At 31.5% G+C, this 15,664-nt stretch carries 18 protein-coding genes; all 18 read right to left on the bottom strand.

Features of this window, described 5'->3' with window-relative positions; all coding sequences use genetic code 11:
- Positions 1-480: 480 nt before the first annotated feature.
- On the bottom strand, positions 481-876 hold the full coding sequence (locus AB2369_RS05185) for a F0F1 ATP synthase subunit epsilon (protein WP_367665420.1): 396 nt from the start codon (positions 874-876) through the stop codon (positions 481-483).
- A gap of 19 nt (positions 877-895) precedes the next feature.
- Positions 896-2,296, bottom strand: coding sequence for a F0F1 ATP synthase subunit beta (gene atpD / locus AB2369_RS05180; RefSeq protein ID WP_367665419.1), 1,401 nt, complete (start codon positions 2,294-2,296; stop codon positions 896-898).
- Between the two features lie 15 nt (positions 2,297-2,311).
- Entirely contained in the window at positions 2,312-3,163 is an 852-nt protein-coding gene (gene atpG, locus AB2369_RS05175; RefSeq protein ID WP_367665418.1) for an ATP synthase F1 subunit gamma, read from the bottom strand.
- 19 nt (positions 3,164-3,182) lie between these two features.
- Positions 3,183-4,691: a F0F1 ATP synthase subunit alpha gene (atpA, locus tag AB2369_RS05170; protein ID WP_367665417.1), complete on the bottom strand. Its 1,509-nt coding sequence runs from the start codon at positions 4,689-4,691 to the stop codon at positions 3,183-3,185.
- Between the two features lie 11 nt (positions 4,692-4,702).
- Positions 4,703-5,242 (bottom strand): F0F1 ATP synthase subunit delta, encoded by a 540-nt coding sequence (locus AB2369_RS05165; protein ID WP_367665416.1) that lies wholly within the window; start codon positions 5,240-5,242, stop codon positions 4,703-4,705.
- Between the two features lie 2 nt (positions 5,243-5,244).
- The gene (locus tag AB2369_RS05160; RefSeq protein WP_367665415.1) at positions 5,245-5,727 is read right to left on the bottom strand and encodes a F0F1 ATP synthase subunit B; all 483 of its coding nucleotides are present in this window, start codon (positions 5,725-5,727) and stop codon (positions 5,245-5,247) included.
- Between the two features lie 101 nt (positions 5,728-5,828).
- Positions 5,829-6,071 carry an ATP synthase F0 subunit C gene (atpE, locus tag AB2369_RS05155; RefSeq protein WP_367665414.1) on the bottom strand — a complete coding sequence of 81 codons (243 nt, stop codon included), beginning with the start codon at positions 6,069-6,071 and terminating at the stop codon, positions 5,829-5,831.
- A gap of 34 nt (positions 6,072-6,105) precedes the next feature.
- Complete coding sequence (locus AB2369_RS05150) at positions 6,106-6,786, bottom strand: F0F1 ATP synthase subunit A (RefSeq protein ID WP_367665413.1); 681 nt, start codon at positions 6,784-6,786, stop codon at positions 6,106-6,108.
- Positions 6,787-6,807: 21 nt separating this feature from the next.
- On the bottom strand, positions 6,808-7,170 hold the full coding sequence (locus tag AB2369_RS05145) for an ATP synthase subunit I (RefSeq protein ID WP_367665412.1): 363 nt from the start codon (positions 7,168-7,170) through the stop codon (positions 6,808-6,810).
- Positions 7,171-7,762: 592 nt separating this feature from the next.
- Positions 7,763-8,941 (bottom strand): acetyl-CoA C-acetyltransferase, encoded by a 1,179-nt coding sequence (locus AB2369_RS05140; RefSeq protein ID WP_367665411.1) that lies wholly within the window; start codon positions 8,939-8,941, stop codon positions 7,763-7,765.
- Positions 8,942-9,164: 223 nt separating this feature from the next.
- Positions 9,165-10,331, bottom strand: a complete 1,167-nt coding sequence (gene wecB / locus AB2369_RS05135) for a non-hydrolyzing UDP-N-acetylglucosamine 2-epimerase (RefSeq protein WP_367665410.1) — start codon at positions 10,329-10,331, stop codon at positions 9,165-9,167.
- A gap of 18 nt (positions 10,332-10,349) precedes the next feature.
- Positions 10,350-11,378: an MraY family glycosyltransferase gene (locus tag AB2369_RS05130; RefSeq protein ID WP_367665409.1), complete on the bottom strand. Its 1,029-nt coding sequence runs from the start codon at positions 11,376-11,378 to the stop codon at positions 10,350-10,352.
- A 28-nt stretch (positions 11,379-11,406) separates the two neighbouring features.
- On the bottom strand, positions 11,407-11,829 hold the full coding sequence (locus AB2369_RS05125) for a cytidine/deoxycytidylate deaminase family protein (RefSeq protein ID WP_367665408.1): 423 nt from the start codon (positions 11,827-11,829) through the stop codon (positions 11,407-11,409).
- Positions 11,830-12,147: 318 nt separating this feature from the next.
- Entirely contained in the window at positions 12,148-12,777 is a 630-nt protein-coding gene (gene upp, locus AB2369_RS05120; protein ID WP_367665407.1) for a uracil phosphoribosyltransferase, read from the bottom strand.
- Between the two features lie 29 nt (positions 12,778-12,806).
- Positions 12,807-13,256: a ribose 5-phosphate isomerase B gene (gene rpiB / locus AB2369_RS05115; RefSeq protein WP_367665406.1), complete on the bottom strand. Its 450-nt coding sequence runs from the start codon at positions 13,254-13,256 to the stop codon at positions 12,807-12,809.
- 51 nt (positions 13,257-13,307) lie between these two features.
- Positions 13,308-13,769 (bottom strand): low molecular weight protein arginine phosphatase, encoded by a 462-nt coding sequence (locus AB2369_RS05110; protein ID WP_367665405.1) that lies wholly within the window; start codon positions 13,767-13,769, stop codon positions 13,308-13,310.
- 11 nt (positions 13,770-13,780) lie between these two features.
- Entirely contained in the window at positions 13,781-14,830 is a 1,050-nt protein-coding gene (locus AB2369_RS05105; protein WP_367665404.1) for an L-threonylcarbamoyladenylate synthase, read from the bottom strand.
- Positions 14,831-14,846: 16 nt separating this feature from the next.
- Positions 14,847-15,557: a ZIP family metal transporter gene (locus AB2369_RS05100; protein WP_367665403.1), complete on the bottom strand. Its 711-nt coding sequence runs from the start codon at positions 15,555-15,557 to the stop codon at positions 14,847-14,849.
- Between the last annotated feature and the right edge of the window lie 107 nt (positions 15,558-15,664).

The raw sequence follows: 15,664 nt of genomic DNA, 5'->3' as shown, positions 1-15,664 counted from the left end.
TAGAAAGTAATGCTATAATAATTAAAATACTTAATTTAACTCTCATATTATCCCCTCTCTTCCACCTTATATTATGACCATAAAATTCCATTATATACTTTCAAATGTAATTACTTGTAATATAATGAAATATATTATTAATATATAACTTTTTATGAAAAGTGTGCATAGCTACTAAAACTTTTTTAAACTAAAAATAGATTAAAGTACATATAATATGCATTAAACTTAAAAAGCAAGCTTTTTAAGTTTGCTTGCTTTAGATAAATTTTAAAGTTTATCTAAAACAAGCTTTTTATAATTATTGTTTTAATTGCTTACCTTAATCTAAGGTACTAGTTAAATTTTAAAGTAATTATAGATATATAAGTTCTATGCTTAAAGTTCTACAGTACAAAAATTCAATTGCTAAAGACTAATAATCTCCATAGAACAGCTTAACTAGTACAAAAAGTTAGCTTATTCATATTAGAGAATTAACTAAGCTATTGAAAGCCTAGTTAAAGCTCTATAAAGAGCTGATTCTGCTCTTTTAGTATCTATATTATCCTTAGACTTTAATCTTTCCTCTGCTCTCTCTTTAGCTCTAGTTGCTCTTTCCCTATCTATTTCTTCTGGCCATTCTGCAGCATCACAATTTATATATATATTGCCATTAGAAATTCTTATTATTCCATTAGAAGTAAATAGTTTTTTTCCTTCACCATCTTTACTAACTATTTCAGTTATAGTTGGTTTTAATAATGTAATCATATCTATATGACTAGGCAAAATTTGAATTTTACCATCTATACTCTCTACAAATACTTTTTTAACTTCTCCTTGAAAAACTTTATTTTCAGGAGTTATTATATTTAGGTTTAGATACTTCTCCATAAAATCACATCCTTAAAAACTATTCAGCCATTAACTTCTTAGCTTTCTCTACAGCTTCCTCAATAGTTCCAACAAATAAGAATGCTGATTCTGATAAATCATCATACTTTCCTTCTAATATCTCTTTAAATCCTCTTACAGTTTCTTTAACAGGTACAAACTTACCTTGCATTCCAGTAAATTGTTCTGCTACTGTAAATGGCTGAGACAAGAATCTTTGAATCTTTCTTGCTCTAGATACCACCTGCTTATCCTCTTCTGATAACTCATCTACCCCAAGAATAGCTATTATATCTTGAAGTTCTTTATATCTTTCAAGAACATTTTTTACCTTATTTGCAACATCATAATGTTCTCTTCCAATAACTCTTGGATCTAAAATTCTTGAAGTTGATTCAAGAGGCTCCACTGCTGGATATATACCAAGCTCTGCTATAGATCTTGATAAAACTGTTGTGGCATCTAAGTGACTGAAAGTTGTAGCTGGTGCTGGATCTGTTAAGTCGTCTGCTGGAACATATACTGCTTGAACTGATGTTATAGATCCACTCTTAGTAGAGGTAATTCTCTCCTGAAGAGCTCCCATTTCAGTTGCAAGGGTTGGTTGATAACCAACTGCACTAGGTATTCTTCCAAGCAAAGCTGAAACCTCTGAACCCGCTTGAGTAAATCTAAATATGTTATCTATGAATAAAAGCACGTCTTGACCTTTATCTCTAAAGTATTCCGCCATAGTAAGTCCTGTTAAAGCAACTCTCATTCTTGCTCCAGGTGGCTCATTCATTTGACCAAATACTAGGGCTGTTTTCTCTATAACTCCAGAGTCATTCATTTCATGGTAAAGATCATTACCTTCTCTTGTTCTCTCTCCAACTCCTGTAAATACAGAAAGTCCACCATGTTCTCTAGCTATATTATTTATAAGTTCTTGTATAAGAACTGTCTTACCAACTCCGGCTCCACCAAATAATCCTATCTTACCACCTTTTTGATAAGGTGCTAGAAGATCTATAACCTTTATACCTGTTTCGAACATTTCTGGTTCAACTGCTTGATCTGCAAATGTAGGCGCTGGTCTGTGTATAGTATAGTATTGTTCTGACTTAAACTCACCCTTTTCATCTATAGGTTTACCTAATACATTAAATAGTCTTCCTAATACCTCATCTCCTACTGGTACACTTATAGGCTTACCTGTATCCTCAGCATCCATTCCCCTTCTTAATCCTTCGGTAGATTCCATACCTATACATCTTACTATGTCATCTCCAACGTGTTGTTCTACTTCAGCTATAATAACCTTATTATCTTCCATCTTTATCTCTATAGCATTCAATATATTAGGAAGACAATCGGATTCAAATTTTATATCTATAACAGGTCCTATAACCTGTACAACCTTTCCTATATGACCAGGCATAACTTTTCCTCCTAACTACTTTTGTGCTTCTGCTCCACCAACTATCTCTGATATTTCTTGAGTTATAGCACTTTGTCTTATTCTGTTATATTGTAACTTAAGCTTATCTAATATATCATTGGCGTTCTTTGTTGCTCCATCCATTGCAGTCATTCTAGCAGAATGTTCACTACATTTACCACTCATCATACACAGATAAATCTTACTTTTTAAATACATTAGCATAACCTCTTCAGCTATAGCCTTTGGAGAAGGTTCTATTATTAAGTTATCCTTAAATTCCGCTTCTCCTACACTTAATGGAAGAATTCTCTCCACTACTGGAAGTTGTTTTACTGGAGAAATAAATTTATTATAAACAACATTTACTTCCCCAACCTCTTCATTATTATATAGCTTAATAGCATGGTTAAATAAGGTTCCTGATTCCTTTATAGTAGGTATATCTGGTATTTCCACATATTCTGCTATTGTATCTATTGAAGATTTTTTAATATATCCTCTTCCCTTCTGACCTACAATTATTATAAGGGAGTTTTCTCTATCTTCCCTTATACTCTCAATGGCAGAGGATATAATTAAACCATTATATCCTCCACAAAGACCTGTATCTGAAGTCAAAATAATATAAAGCTTTTTATCTGATTTATTTCCTTTTATGAAAGAGTGATCCTTAGTTTCAAGGGCATTAAGTATGGTTTCTGTTGTTTTCTCTAAGCTATTATGATATTCCTCAACTATAGCCATTCTCCCTCTACTTCTTTTTAACTTGGATGTGGCAACCAATCCCATAGCCTTTGTTATTTTCTTGGTATTAGTTACAGACTTAATTCTTCTCTTAATTGCAATAAGTCCTGCTCCTGCCACATTATCACCTCCTAAAAGCCTAAGCTATAAAGATTTTCTTAAATTCAGCTATAGACTCATCTAATTTGGACTTTAATTCATCAGTTAAAGTTCCTACTTCTACTATTGATTTTCCAAGTTCTCTATGATGCGTATCCATATACTCTAATAACTCTCTCTCAAATTTTCTTATTCTAGATACTGGTATATCCATTAAATGATCATTAACTCCAGCATAAAGTATCATTATTTGCTTTTCTACTGGCATAGGTTCATATTGATCTTGTTTTAATATTTCTATTAATCTCTTACCCTTTTCTAGCCTCTTCTTAGCTTCCTTATCAAGGTCTGATCCAAATTGAGCAAAGGCTGCCAATTCTCTATATTGAGCAAGTTCAAGTCTTAATGTTCCTGAAACTTGTTTCATAGCTTTAATTTGTGCATTTCCTCCAACTCTTGAAACTGATATACCTGCATTAACTGCTGGTTTTAATCCTCCGTGGAATAGTTCAGCCTCAAGGAATATCTGTCCATCTGTTATTGATATAACGTTAGTTGGTATATAAGCTGTAACGTCTCCTGCTAAGGTTTCTATTATTGGAAGAGCTGTTAAAGATCCTCCTCCAAGTTTTTGTGATAGCCTTGCTGCTCTTTCAAGAAGTCTTGAGTGAATAAAGAATACATCTCCTGGGTAAGCTTCTCTTCCTGGTGGTCTCCTAAGTAATAATGACATTGTTCTATAAGCAACAGCATGCTTTGAAAGATCATCATATATTATTAGTACATCTTTACCCTTATTCATGAAATATTCACCCATACTACATCCTGCATAAGGAGCTATAAACTGTAGTGGTGCTGTATCTGATGCTGTAGATGCTACTACTATTGTATAATCCATAGCTCCCATTTCTGTAAGAGTGTTAACTATATGAGCAACAGTGGATTGCTTCTGACCTATAGCTACGTATATACATATAACATCCTTACCTTTTTGGTTAAGAATTGCATCTAAAGCTAGGGCAGTTTTACCTGTTTGTCTATCCCCTATTATAAGCTCTCTCTGTCCTTTACCTATAGGTATCATAGAATCAATAGCTTTTATTCCTGTTTGTAATGGTTCCTTAACCGATTGTCTTTCTATAACCCCTGGAGCTGGGACTTCTATCTCACGTACTCCTGATGATTTTATAGGACCCTTATCATCTATAGGGTTTCCGAGGGAATCAACAACTCTACCTATAAGAGCCTCACCTACTGGTACTTCAACAATTTTGCCAGTTCGCTTTACTATATCCCCTTCTTTTATTCCCTTTTCTGGTCCTAAAAGAACGCAACCTACATTATCCTGTTCAAGGTTTAGGGCCATTCCATATACTCCATTTGGAAACTCTAAAAGTTCCCCTTCCATACAATCATCTAATCCATAAACCCTTGATATACCATCACCTATTTGCACTATAGTACCAGAGTCTATGGTTTCTATTTTCTTTTCATATCTTTGTATCTCACTTCTTATAATAGAAGTAATCTCTTCTGGCTTTATATTCATACCTTTCACCTCTATTCTCTGCTCAGTGCTAGCTTCTTCATCTCACCTAACTTAGATTTGATTGTTCCATCAATAACATCATTTCCTACTCTAACATATAAGCCACCTAAAATAGAATTATCTAATTCCTCTTTTAGTATTATTTCTTTGTCATACATTATATTTAGCTTTTGTTTTAGTAATTCTTTTTGATTATCATCTAAAGGAATCACACTTTTAATCAATGCCTCAAGCTTATTATGTCTTTCTAAATGGATTTTCTCCATTTCTATAAGCTTTTCTTTTAAATATAATATTCTATCTTTTTCTATTAATATAAGTAAAAAAGATAGCAATTCTTCATCTATATGGCTTTTGAAAATTTTTATAAATGTTTGTTTTTTTCTTGTGGTTGTTATTTGAGGATGTCTTATGATTTGCTTAAAATCCTCACTATTTTCTATTGTATCTACAATTTCTCTTAAATCCTGTAGATACTCTTCAACCTTTCCTTTTTCCTCTGCAACTTGATAAAGAGCCAAAGCATATCTTCTGTCTAAATATTCATACATTACTAATTACCTACCCTGGCTATAAAATCATCTATAAGCTTTTTATGACTTTCCTTATCTAAGGAATCCTGTAATGCCTTAGATGCCATCTCTATGGCAAGATTTACTGATTGACTCTTTATTTGATCTTCTGCTTTATGCTTTTCTCTATCTATTTCAATTTTAGCTCTTTCTAAAATAGCATCTGCTTCTTTTTTTGCATCTCCAACTATCTCATCATATAAGCTTTCTGCTTTAGTTTTATAGGTTTTAGTAAGTCCCTTACCTTGTTCCTTAACCTTTTTAAGCTCTAACTTACCTTCTTCAATAAGCTTTTCTGCTTGCTCTCTATTTAACTTAGCAGAATTTATATCACTCACTACTTTTTCTTTTCTACTTTCCATTATTTCCTTGACTCTATCAAATAACAAATATTTAAGAACTAAGTAGAGAATTACAAAGTTAATTATATAAAATAACATATCAGGTGCAAATATTTCTCCCATACTATACTTATAAGCCTCCTTTCAGGCTTTTATCTGCCTATAAAATTAATAGTTAGCTACTTTACTACATGAGTAAAGTAGCTAATTGAAAATCTAATATTTTACTTTAATCCTACGAAAATTAATAATATAGATACCAATAATCCATATATAGCTGTTGCTTCCGCGAAACCAGCACCTATAATTAATGCAGATGTTATTTTACCTGATGCCTCTGGTTGTCTTGATATTCCTTCAACTGCCTTACCAGTTGCATTTCCTATTCCTATTCCAGCTCCTATTCCTGTAAGAACAGCTAATCCTGCTGCTAATGCTGACATTCCTAATACAAAATATTGATTCATAAATAATTCCTCCTTAAAAATACATGTTTTAATTTTAATGCTCTACTGACAATTTAATATTTATCATTGTTAACATAACAAATATAACCATTTGAATTGTTCCATCAAAAATATCAAAATAAAAATGTAGTGGGACTGGTATTCCAATTTGTGCAATCCATGATACGTGGCCTAAGGCCTCATATAAAAGCTCCATTATTATGGTTGCTGAAAGCATATTTCCAAATAATCTTAAACTTAAAGATAGAGGAAGCATGATTCTCTCCATAATATTAAGTGGTAACATAAAAGCAAAAGGTTTAGCATATCCAGTAAAGTAATGTATTATTCCTAATTTTTTAATTGCATAAGCTTGAATTACTATAAAGCTTATTGCTGCTACACTAAGGGCAACACTATAATCTTTCGTTGGTGGAGCTACTCCAAATAATCCAGTCATATTCATAGATAATAAATATATACCTAATGCTCCTATGAAAGGTACAAAACCTACAAAATTTTCTCCCATATTTTCAGATACAACCTTTGTAACTGATTCAACAAATAATTCTGCAACATTTTGTTTTTTACCTGGAATTTCTTTTAGACTTCTAGTTAACCAGAGTGATATAAAAGCTATGATTAGAATTATCACCCACTGTATAACTAAGTAGGGGGTTATATTAAAGGTTAATCCTCCAATATCAAAAGAATAAAGACTTTCTACTGCTCCCAAATAATCACTTCCCCTCTTAATCTATTTTTTAATCTTGATAGCATATAAAAATATTCCAATAAAATGACTTATTGCACCAATTATGTATACTATCAAATAATATTTATTATATGTAAAAAGAATTATTCCTATTAAACATATAATAGAACTTCTTAAAAAAAGGCTTACTAAATTTAAAATTGGACTTTTTCCTTTTTTAGTTAGAATATAGTCTAATGTCATTGAATTAACAATGAAATTTAATAATCCTATAATTAGACCTAATATAAATACAAATGAATAAGCTATATTATATAATATAGCTATTACCAGCGCGGTAATGAAAGCTATACTTATGTCATATTTCATAACTACACTTATAAGATTCTTTACCTCTTTTTGCATTTTCTCCCCCTTGCTCTGTTACTTGTTCATTATATAATAGCTTATCCTATGAATAAAACCTAATATTCGTTGATATTTCTTGTTATTGCTCAATTTCTCCTCATTTTAAGTATTTTTTATTATGATTAGTCTAAATATCTCTCTGACATTCATGTTTACATTACTTGCAAATATCTTGAACAGTTATCATTCTTTTTTTAGAAAATTCTAAATTTATTTTTTCGAATTCCTTTCTTTCAATTCTTTCTATACCAATATATAAGTCCTATTAAAACGTTTTTCACTCCAATTGTATAGCTTTTTATAAGATGTTTAATTAACATTACAATATAGTGTTGCATAACTTTTACATAAATTATGCAATTATTTAATTTTATTTTATATATAAACCTTTATATACAGGGTATTAGGATGATTTTATACTAATCTTTTTATGTATAATATATATTTTTTTTAAATAAATAATTAACATATATTTAAGTTTCCCCAAACTAATGGGCTTATTCTAAAAATGAAGAAAAATATAATCCTAGATCTTAAAAAAATCTAGGATTATATCTTTTACTACTTTATAAAAATTTTCTATTATTTATTATCTTTCTACTATAAGAGCTGTTCCCATTCCTCCACCTATACAAAGAGTAGCTAACCCTCTCTTAGCATCCTTTTTCTTCATTATGTGAAGTAAGGTAACTAATATTCTAGCTCCTGATGCTCCTATTGGATGTCCAAGTGCTATAGCTCCTCCATTTAGGTTAACCTTTTCCATATCTAATTTCAAATCTCTAGCTACAGCTAAACTTTGAGCTGCAAAAGCCTCATTTGCCTCTATTATATCTATATCTTCAATGTTTAAATTAGCTTTCTTTAAAGCTTCCTTTGAAGATGCTACTGGTCCGTACCCCATTATTGATGGATCTAGCCCCTTTGATCCATAAGATACTATTTTAGCTAAAGGTGTTAATTTAAGCTCTTCAACTTTTTCTTTGCTCATAACCACCACTACTGCTGCACCATCATTTATTCCTGAGGCATTAGCTGCTGTAACTGTTCCACCTTTCTTAAAGGCAGGTCTTAATTTGCTTATTTTCTCAAAACTTGATCCAAACTTAGGAAATTCATCTGTATCAAAAATTATAGGATCACCTTTTCTTTGAGGAATCACTACTGGTACTATCTCTTCTTTAAATTCTCCATTCTTTATAGCTCTTTCAGCCTTTAACTGAGATTCAACAGCAAATTTATCCTGCTCTTCCCTTGATATCTCCCATTTTTCTGCTATGTTCTCTGCTGTTATTCCCATATGATAATCATTAAAAGCATCCCATAGCCCATCTTTTATCATCTCATCAACCATGGTACCATTTCCCATTCTTTGTCCCCATCTTGCACTATCAAGAACAAAAGGAGCTCTTGACATATTCTCCATACCACCTGCAACAACTACATCACAATCTCCTGCAAGTATCATTTGAGCTGCAAGACTTACAGCTCTAAGACCAGATCCACAAACTTTATTTATTGTCATTGCAGAAACTTCTTCTGGAAGACCTGCTTTCACCGCAGCCTGTCTTGCTGGATTTTGACCAAGACCCCCTTGAAGAACATTTCCCATTATAACTTCGTTAACTTCTTCACCTTTTATTCCCGCTCTATTTAATGCTTCTTTAATAACTAAAGCTCCCAAATCAACTGCCGGAACATCCTTAAGTCCTCCTCCAAAGGCTCCTATAGCTGTTCTGACTCCACTAACTATAAATACTTCTCTCATTTATTTAACCCCCAACTTTAAGATTTTATTGATATTTTTTTAACATACTTTTTTTTAAGTTTAGACATATACAATATGTCTACCATTTTAGTTTATTTGAATTATTTTTTATGTTTTAAATATTAAGAAAATTTATTTTTTAAAGTAAGAGCTAAGAAATTTCTTAACTCTTACTTTATTATAACACTTAACTATTAAAAATAGAATATATAAATGGATATATTTACTCATTTATATATTTTACTTGAAATTCCTCTACATCTTCATTGTTTCTACCATAGTACTTAAGTATAGCATCACAAATTCTTTTAGAAGCAAAACCATCTCCATAAGGGTTTATTGCTTTACTCATGGACTTGTATTCTTCTTCATTATTTATTAAAGCATTTGCTTCTTTTACTATAACTTCAATATCTGTTCCACATAGCTTTACAGTCCCAGCCTTAACAGCTTCTGGTCTTTCTGTTACATTTCTTAAAACTAGAACTGGCTTTCCAAGGTGAGGTGCCTCCTCTTGAAGTCCTCCTGAATCTGTCATAACCATAAAACATTTATCCATAAGGTTATGGGTTTCCTTTGTATCAAGTGGAGATAGAAGATGGACTCTTTCATTTCCACTTAAATGTTTATAAACCACATCTTTTACTACAGGATTCAAATGAACTAAGTATACTAACTCAACATCTTCATTTTTTTCAACTATGCTTCTTAGCGCTTTACATATATTATCTATACCTTCTCCCCAGTTTTCCCTTCTATGAGCGGTAACCATTATAACCTTTTTATTTTTATAATCTATTTTATTTAACTCTTCATTTTCAAAGATATAATCCTCTTCCACAGTAACCTTCATTGCATCAATAACAGTATTACCAGTTATATAAATATCATTTTCTTTTACGCCCTCTCTTAAAAGGTTGTTTTTAGAACCTTCTGTAGGTGCAAAATGTATATCTGCCAAAGATCCTGTTAGTTTTCTATTCATTTCCTCTGGGAAAGGAAAATACTTATCAAAGGTTCTAAGTCCTGCTTCAACATGACCAACTCTTATTTGCTTATAAAAAGCAGCTAGAGCTCCTCCAAAAGTAGTTGTCGTATCTCCATGAACAAGTATCATATCTGGTTTTACTTTTTCAAATATCTCCTCAAGTCCTTCTAATACCCTACTAGTAATTCCAGTCAAACTTTGTTTGTTTTTCATTATATTTAAATCAAAATGAGGTTTTATATCAAATAAATTTAATACTTGATCAAGCATTTCTCTATGCTGAGCAGTTACACATACTAATGACTCTATTTCCTCCCTATTTTCAAGTTCTTTAACAAGGGGAGCCATTTTTATAGCCTCAGGTCTTGTTCCAAATATAGTCATTATTTTAATTTTATCCATTATGATCCTCCTAGTTCTTTAGTCCTTTTTCTTAAAGAAACCACATCTCCAAGCTATAAGCACTATTATTAAAATTACAACTGCTAATAAAAAGTAAGATCTTTTAGTACTTATCTGCATAGCAAGTATTGCTATGGCTCCAAGACAAGCACTTATAAGATACATTATTATAACACTCTGCCTTTGGGATAAACCTATATCCAAAAGTCTGTGATGTAAATGTCCTCTATCAGCACCCATAATAGGTTTTCCATTTACTTTTCTTCTTATCATAGCAAATATTGTGTCATATATAGGTAATCCTATGGCAAGAATAGGTACCGCTACTGCAAAGGCTGTAGCAGATTTTACTGCTCCCTCCATAGAAATAGCTGCAAGTAAAAAACCTAAAAGTTGTGCCCCTGCATCTCCCATAAATATAGATGCCGGGTTAAAATTATATGGTAAGAATCCTAAAATTGCACCTGACAAAATAGCCGTAAGTAAAGCTCCATTTCCTCTGTCTGCAATTATAGCTACAATATATATAGTTACAGAAGATATAAAACCTATCCCTGCTGCAAGTCCATCAAGCCCATCTATTAGGTTTAATGCATTGGTTATCCCAACTACCCATATTATAGTAAAAGGTATACCTATTAATTTTATATTAAGCATTTCTGTTCCTAAATTTTGAAAAGGATTTGTTATGTATTTAATATATACTCCATTATATATTAAAACCAATGTGGCAACTATTTGAAATAAAAGTTTTTGCCATGGCTTTAACTCCTTTATGTCATCTATAACCCCTCCAATAAGTATAATAAATGCTCCAATAAGAATTCCTATTTCTGCCCTGGAGAGAATTCTTGGATTCAAAAGAACTACTAAAGCAAAAGCTATAAATATAGCAACTCCTCCTAAAAGTGGAATTGGCTTTTTATGTATCTTTCTTGAATCCTTAGGAACATCTACTGCATTAAGCTTAAAAGCTACTTTTTTTACAATAGGAGTTATAGAGAAGGCTATTAGAAAGGCCATCATAGCTAACGTAAAATCTTTCATATACTCTTCTTCCTAACTATTTAATTTATTATTCCGCATTATAGTTATTTAAACGAACAACTTCAATCCATTTAGCATCTTTAAAGAAATTATATTCAGCCTTATATTCCTCAGCATAAACCACTCTAGTTATTCCTGAAGCTATAATAACCTTTTGACATTCCATACACGGCTCTGCAGTAACATATATAGTTGCCCCTTCTCTTTCATCTCTTGATGATTCTATTATTGCATTAACTTCTGCATGGATGGTTCTTCTGCAATGATTATTAACCATTAAGCATCCTTCATCATCACAATGATCTAAGGATGATGGGCTTCCATTATATCCGGTAGACTTTATTCTTTTATCTTTTACAATTATAGCTCCAACTTTTTTTCTTGGACATGTGCTTCTATCCTTAACCTTAAAGGCTATATCCATAAAATAAGTATCCCAATCTTTTCTCATATATGATCTCTCCTTTAGTTTTATCTCTTGCTTTAATTAAGTATATCTATAAGTTAATTTTAAATCTAAAAGTACTAATTTAAAACTTAACTCATCTATTCTACAGTAAAGGTTTAGACATATCAAATATTTAAATTATACCTTAATTATATAACAAAGTAAACTAAGAAGAAATTACAATCTACAGTCAACTTGTAATTAAAAGTAACATCTATAAATCCTACTTTAATAAATAATTTAATTATTATCTATTATATTATGAAACAAAATAGGAGCAGATAATAACTCTACTCCTATTTTTATATTAAATATTATAAACTATTTTGTTCCAAATAATCTGTCTCCTGCATCTCCAAGTCCAGGCACTATATATCCTTCATCATTTAATTTTTCATCTATAGATCCTGTATATATATCTACATCTGGATGATTATCCATAACAACCTTTAAACCTTCTGGAGCAGCTACAAGAATCATAAGTTTTATGCTCTTCGCACCCTTTTGTTTAAGTAAAGTTATAGCATCAGAAGCTGATCCGCCCGTTGCTAACATTGGATCTACTACAATTATATCTCTTTCATGGATATCTTGTGGCAATTTACAGAAATACTCAACTGGTTGAAGAGTTTCTTCATCTCTATATAATCCTATATGTCCAACCTTAGCTGCTGGTATTAACTTAAGCATACCATCAACCATTCCAAGACCAGCTCTTAGTATAGGTACTATAGCAAGCTTTTTTCCTGCAAGTACTTTACACTTAGCTTTACATATTGGAGTTTCTATTTCAATCTCACTCATCTGTACATCTCTTGTTACTTCATAAGCCATAAGCATAGCTACTTCTTCCACAAGTTCTCTAAAATCCTTAGAACCTGTGTTTTTATCTCTTATGAATGCTAATTTATGAAGTATTAATGGATGTGCTATTTGTGTTACCTTACTCATTATAAATTCCTCCTAATTAAACTAAATTATTATTTAGAGTATTTTTTCTCTATATCTGTTATTTTATCAATTCTTCTTATGTGTCTATCCCCTTGAAACTCTGCATTTAGAAAAGTATCAACTATATCTAATGCAAGCCCTGGTCCTACCACTCTCTCTCCTAATGCTAAAATATTAGCATTATTATGTTCTCTTGTTGCATGAGCACTAAAAGTATCAGAACATAATGCAGCTCTTACACCCTTAACCTTATTTGCAGCAATACTTATTCCTATTCCAGTTCCACATATAAGTATACCAAAATCAAACTCCTTATTTGAAACCTTTTCTCCTACAACTAAGGCTATATCAGGATAATCACAAGATTCCTCTGAATATGTACCAAAATCCTTTAATTCTATTCCCTTAGCTTCTAAATGTTTTATTATTTCAGATTTTAATTTAAATCCACCATGGTCACTTCCAATTGCTATTTTCAAAACATACACCTCCTAAGATATCTGAATATTATAAAAAAAAAGATACTGATATTATCCCTTAATATCTTTATCTTCTTTTATCTTCTTTATTAATAAATTTATGGACTCTAAAAGTGAATCATAAGTATCTTTATAAATAGCTTTATTGCCACCATAGGGGTCTAAAACATCACCCTCTACGCCGACATATTCATTTAAAGTAAATATCTTACTTTCTATATCTTTAAAATTATACTTTAATACATCTCTTATATAAGATGTCATAGTTAAAACTAAATCCACTTCTTTTAGTGTATCCTCATCTAACTGAATAGCTTCTCTATCCCCTATAGATACCTGAAGGCTCTCCATAATTAAGGTAGTTGAGTGCTGAGAAGCCTTAGTTTTAGGAACTATTGATAAACCTCTAGATAAGGCCTTTACATCATTTGATATATCACACTTAGAATTAAATATAGCTTCTGCCATAGGACTTCTACAAGTGTTACCAGTGCATACAAATAATATTCTCATTTTACTCCTCCTTAAATTTCTATTATATGAAAACCTGCTGATTTATTTAGTCTATTCATTATAGCAAGACCTATGCCTTCCTCACTAAAAGCTTCACTTAAAATAACATCCACTTTTAATTTATCAAAGGATCTTAAAGTAGAAAATAAATTCTTAGCTATGTTATTCATATTATTTCTACTTCCAAGAGATATGACTTCTCCAGATTTATAAAACTCTTTTGTTTCATCTGTAGCCATTATTCCTACCCTTTTATTATTATCTATATAATTTTGCACCATTTCATTTATTTTTTCAATAGTTTTTTGTAAATCTCCCTTAATTATTTTTACAGGGGCCTTTGGTGCATAGTGTCTATATTTCATTCCTGGAGCCTTTGGCTTAAAATCTACCCTCGGCTTTTCCATTATAGCTGGATCTATGTATATATTCTTTTGTACCTCTCTAAGTTCCTCTAAAGTTACTCCACCTGGTCTTAATACACAAGGAGGCTCTACAGTACAATCTATTATGGTAGATTCAACTCCAACATTACTACTACTTCCCCCTATGATTCCATCTACCCTTCCATCAAGATCAATTATGCAGGTAGAAATATCCGTAGGACTAGGTCTTCCTGATATATTGGCTGATGGTGCAGCTATTGGAACTCCTGAAGCCTCTATAAGCTTTAAAGCTATTTCATTATCTGGCATTCTTATTCCTATGGTTTCAAGGCCTGCACTAGTCTCCATTGGAACTATAGGCTTCTTCTTAAAAATTATAGTTAAAGGACCCGGAAAAAATTTCTTCATAAGTTCTTTTGAAACCTCTGGTACTTCTTCCACTAAATCCTCTATATTAAAGCTATGAACATGGATTATCAAAGGATTATCTTGAGGTCTTCCTTTTGCTTCAAATATTTTTTTTACTGCATTAGAATCCAAAGCATTTGCTCCAAGACCATAAACTGTTTCAGTTGGAAAGGCTATTGTTCCACCTTTTTTTATTATGTCACCACACTGCTTAATTTTATTTATATCTATGTTTCCTTCTTCCATGATAAATACCTTAGTATCCATAACCTTTCCTCCTCATCTACATTACGTTCACTAATAATAATCCTATTGTTACTCCTAACAGTACACTTATTGTATTTGTTATTCCACTACTTAATTTATTAGACTCTGGAATAAGTTCTCCAAAAACAACATATATCATTATCCCTGAAGCTAAAGCTAAACATATACCAAGAAAAATTTGTGATACATTTCCTATAAGTACGCCTATTAAAGCTCCTAAAGCCGTAGGAACTGCTGTAATAAAAACATACAATAATATTTTAAATAGACTTTTATTACTAGCCATTAGAGGTACTGTAACTGCAAGACCTTCTGGAACGTCATGAAGAGCTATTATTATACTTGTTTTAACTCCTAAACTCTTTCCACTTAAGAAGCTACATCCCATTATTATGCCCTCTGGAAAGTTATGTAGCATTAATCCTAAGGCTGTTATAAACGCCATCTTTGAATAAGAATCCTTACTATGAGCAAGTTTTTCTATAAGATATATTATAAACATACCTAAAATATAAAATACTAGAGTATATAAAAACCCTCCTTGTTCTATTGCTTCTGGTATTAAGTCAAAAACCACCACTGATAACATGAGCCCTCCTGCAAAAGCCATGGTAGATGCGATAAACCTCTTTGATGGATTTTTAATAAAAGTCCCAATAGAAGCTCCCATCATAGTCCCAATAAGGGATATAAGGGAGCTTAATAATACTATCCAAAAAAAACTCATAATTCTATCCCCCTCTCATCTTATTTTATTTAAGAAATTAGGGGTTTATGATTATATAAGCTTTTTTTGTTTTCTTGCAATTTTTATATTCTCTATGGAATCCTCTG

The sequence above is a fragment of the Clostridium sp. genome (genome assembly GCF_040797585.1).
GTDB lineage: Bacteria > Bacillota > Clostridia > Clostridiales > Clostridiaceae > Clostridium_Z.
The sequence above is the reverse complement of the archived record's forward strand: the minus strand, read 5'-3'. Positions and strand labels throughout refer to the sequence as shown.

Coding starts and splice junctions, on each gene's coding strand:
- AB2369_RS05185 (WP_367665420.1), bottom strand. CDS start 876: ATGGAGAAGTATCTAAACCTAAATATAATAACTCCTGAAAATAAAGTT.
- atpD (WP_367665419.1), bottom strand. CDS start 2,296: ATGCCTGGTCATATAGGAAAGGTTGTACAGGTTATAGGACCTGTTATA.
- AB2369_RS05105 (WP_367665404.1), bottom strand. CDS start 14,830: ATGGATACTAAGGTATTTATCATGGAAGAAGGAAACATAGATATAAAT.
- atpA (WP_367665417.1), bottom strand. CDS start 4,691: ATGAATATAAAGCCAGAAGAGATTACTTCTATTATAAGAAGTGAGATA.
- wecB (WP_367665410.1), bottom strand. CDS start 10,331: ATGGATAAAATTAAAATAATGACTATATTTGGAACAAGACCTGAGGCT.
- atpE (WP_367665414.1), bottom strand. CDS start 6,071: ATGAATCAATATTTTGTATTAGGAATGTCAGCATTAGCAGCAGGATTA.
- AB2369_RS05145 (WP_367665412.1), bottom strand. CDS start 7,170: ATGCAAAAAGAGGTAAAGAATCTTATAAGTGTAGTTATGAAATATGAC.
- AB2369_RS05130 (WP_367665409.1), bottom strand. CDS start 11,378: ATGAAAGATTTTACGTTAGCTATGATGGCCTTTCTAATAGCCTTCTCT.
- upp (WP_367665407.1), bottom strand. CDS start 12,777: ATGAGTAAGGTAACACAAATAGCACATCCATTAATACTTCATAAATTA.
- AB2369_RS05165 (WP_367665416.1), bottom strand. CDS start 5,242: ATGTATGAATATTTAGACAGAAGATATGCTTTGGCTCTTTATCAAGTT.
- AB2369_RS05110 (WP_367665405.1), bottom strand. CDS start 13,769: ATGAGAATATTATTTGTATGCACTGGTAACACTTGTAGAAGTCCTATG.
- AB2369_RS05100 (WP_367665403.1), bottom strand. CDS start 15,557: ATGAGTTTTTTTTGGATAGTATTATTAAGCTCCCTTATATCCCTTATT.
- AB2369_RS05125 (WP_367665408.1), bottom strand. CDS start 11,829: ATGAGAAAAGATTGGGATACTTATTTTATGGATATAGCCTTTAAGGTT.
- AB2369_RS05140 (WP_367665411.1), bottom strand. CDS start 8,941: ATGAGAGAAGTATTTATAGTTAGTGGAGTCAGAACAGCTATAGGAGCC.
- AB2369_RS05160 (WP_367665415.1), bottom strand. CDS start 5,727: ATGGGAGAAATATTTGCACCTGATATGTTATTTTATATAATTAACTTT.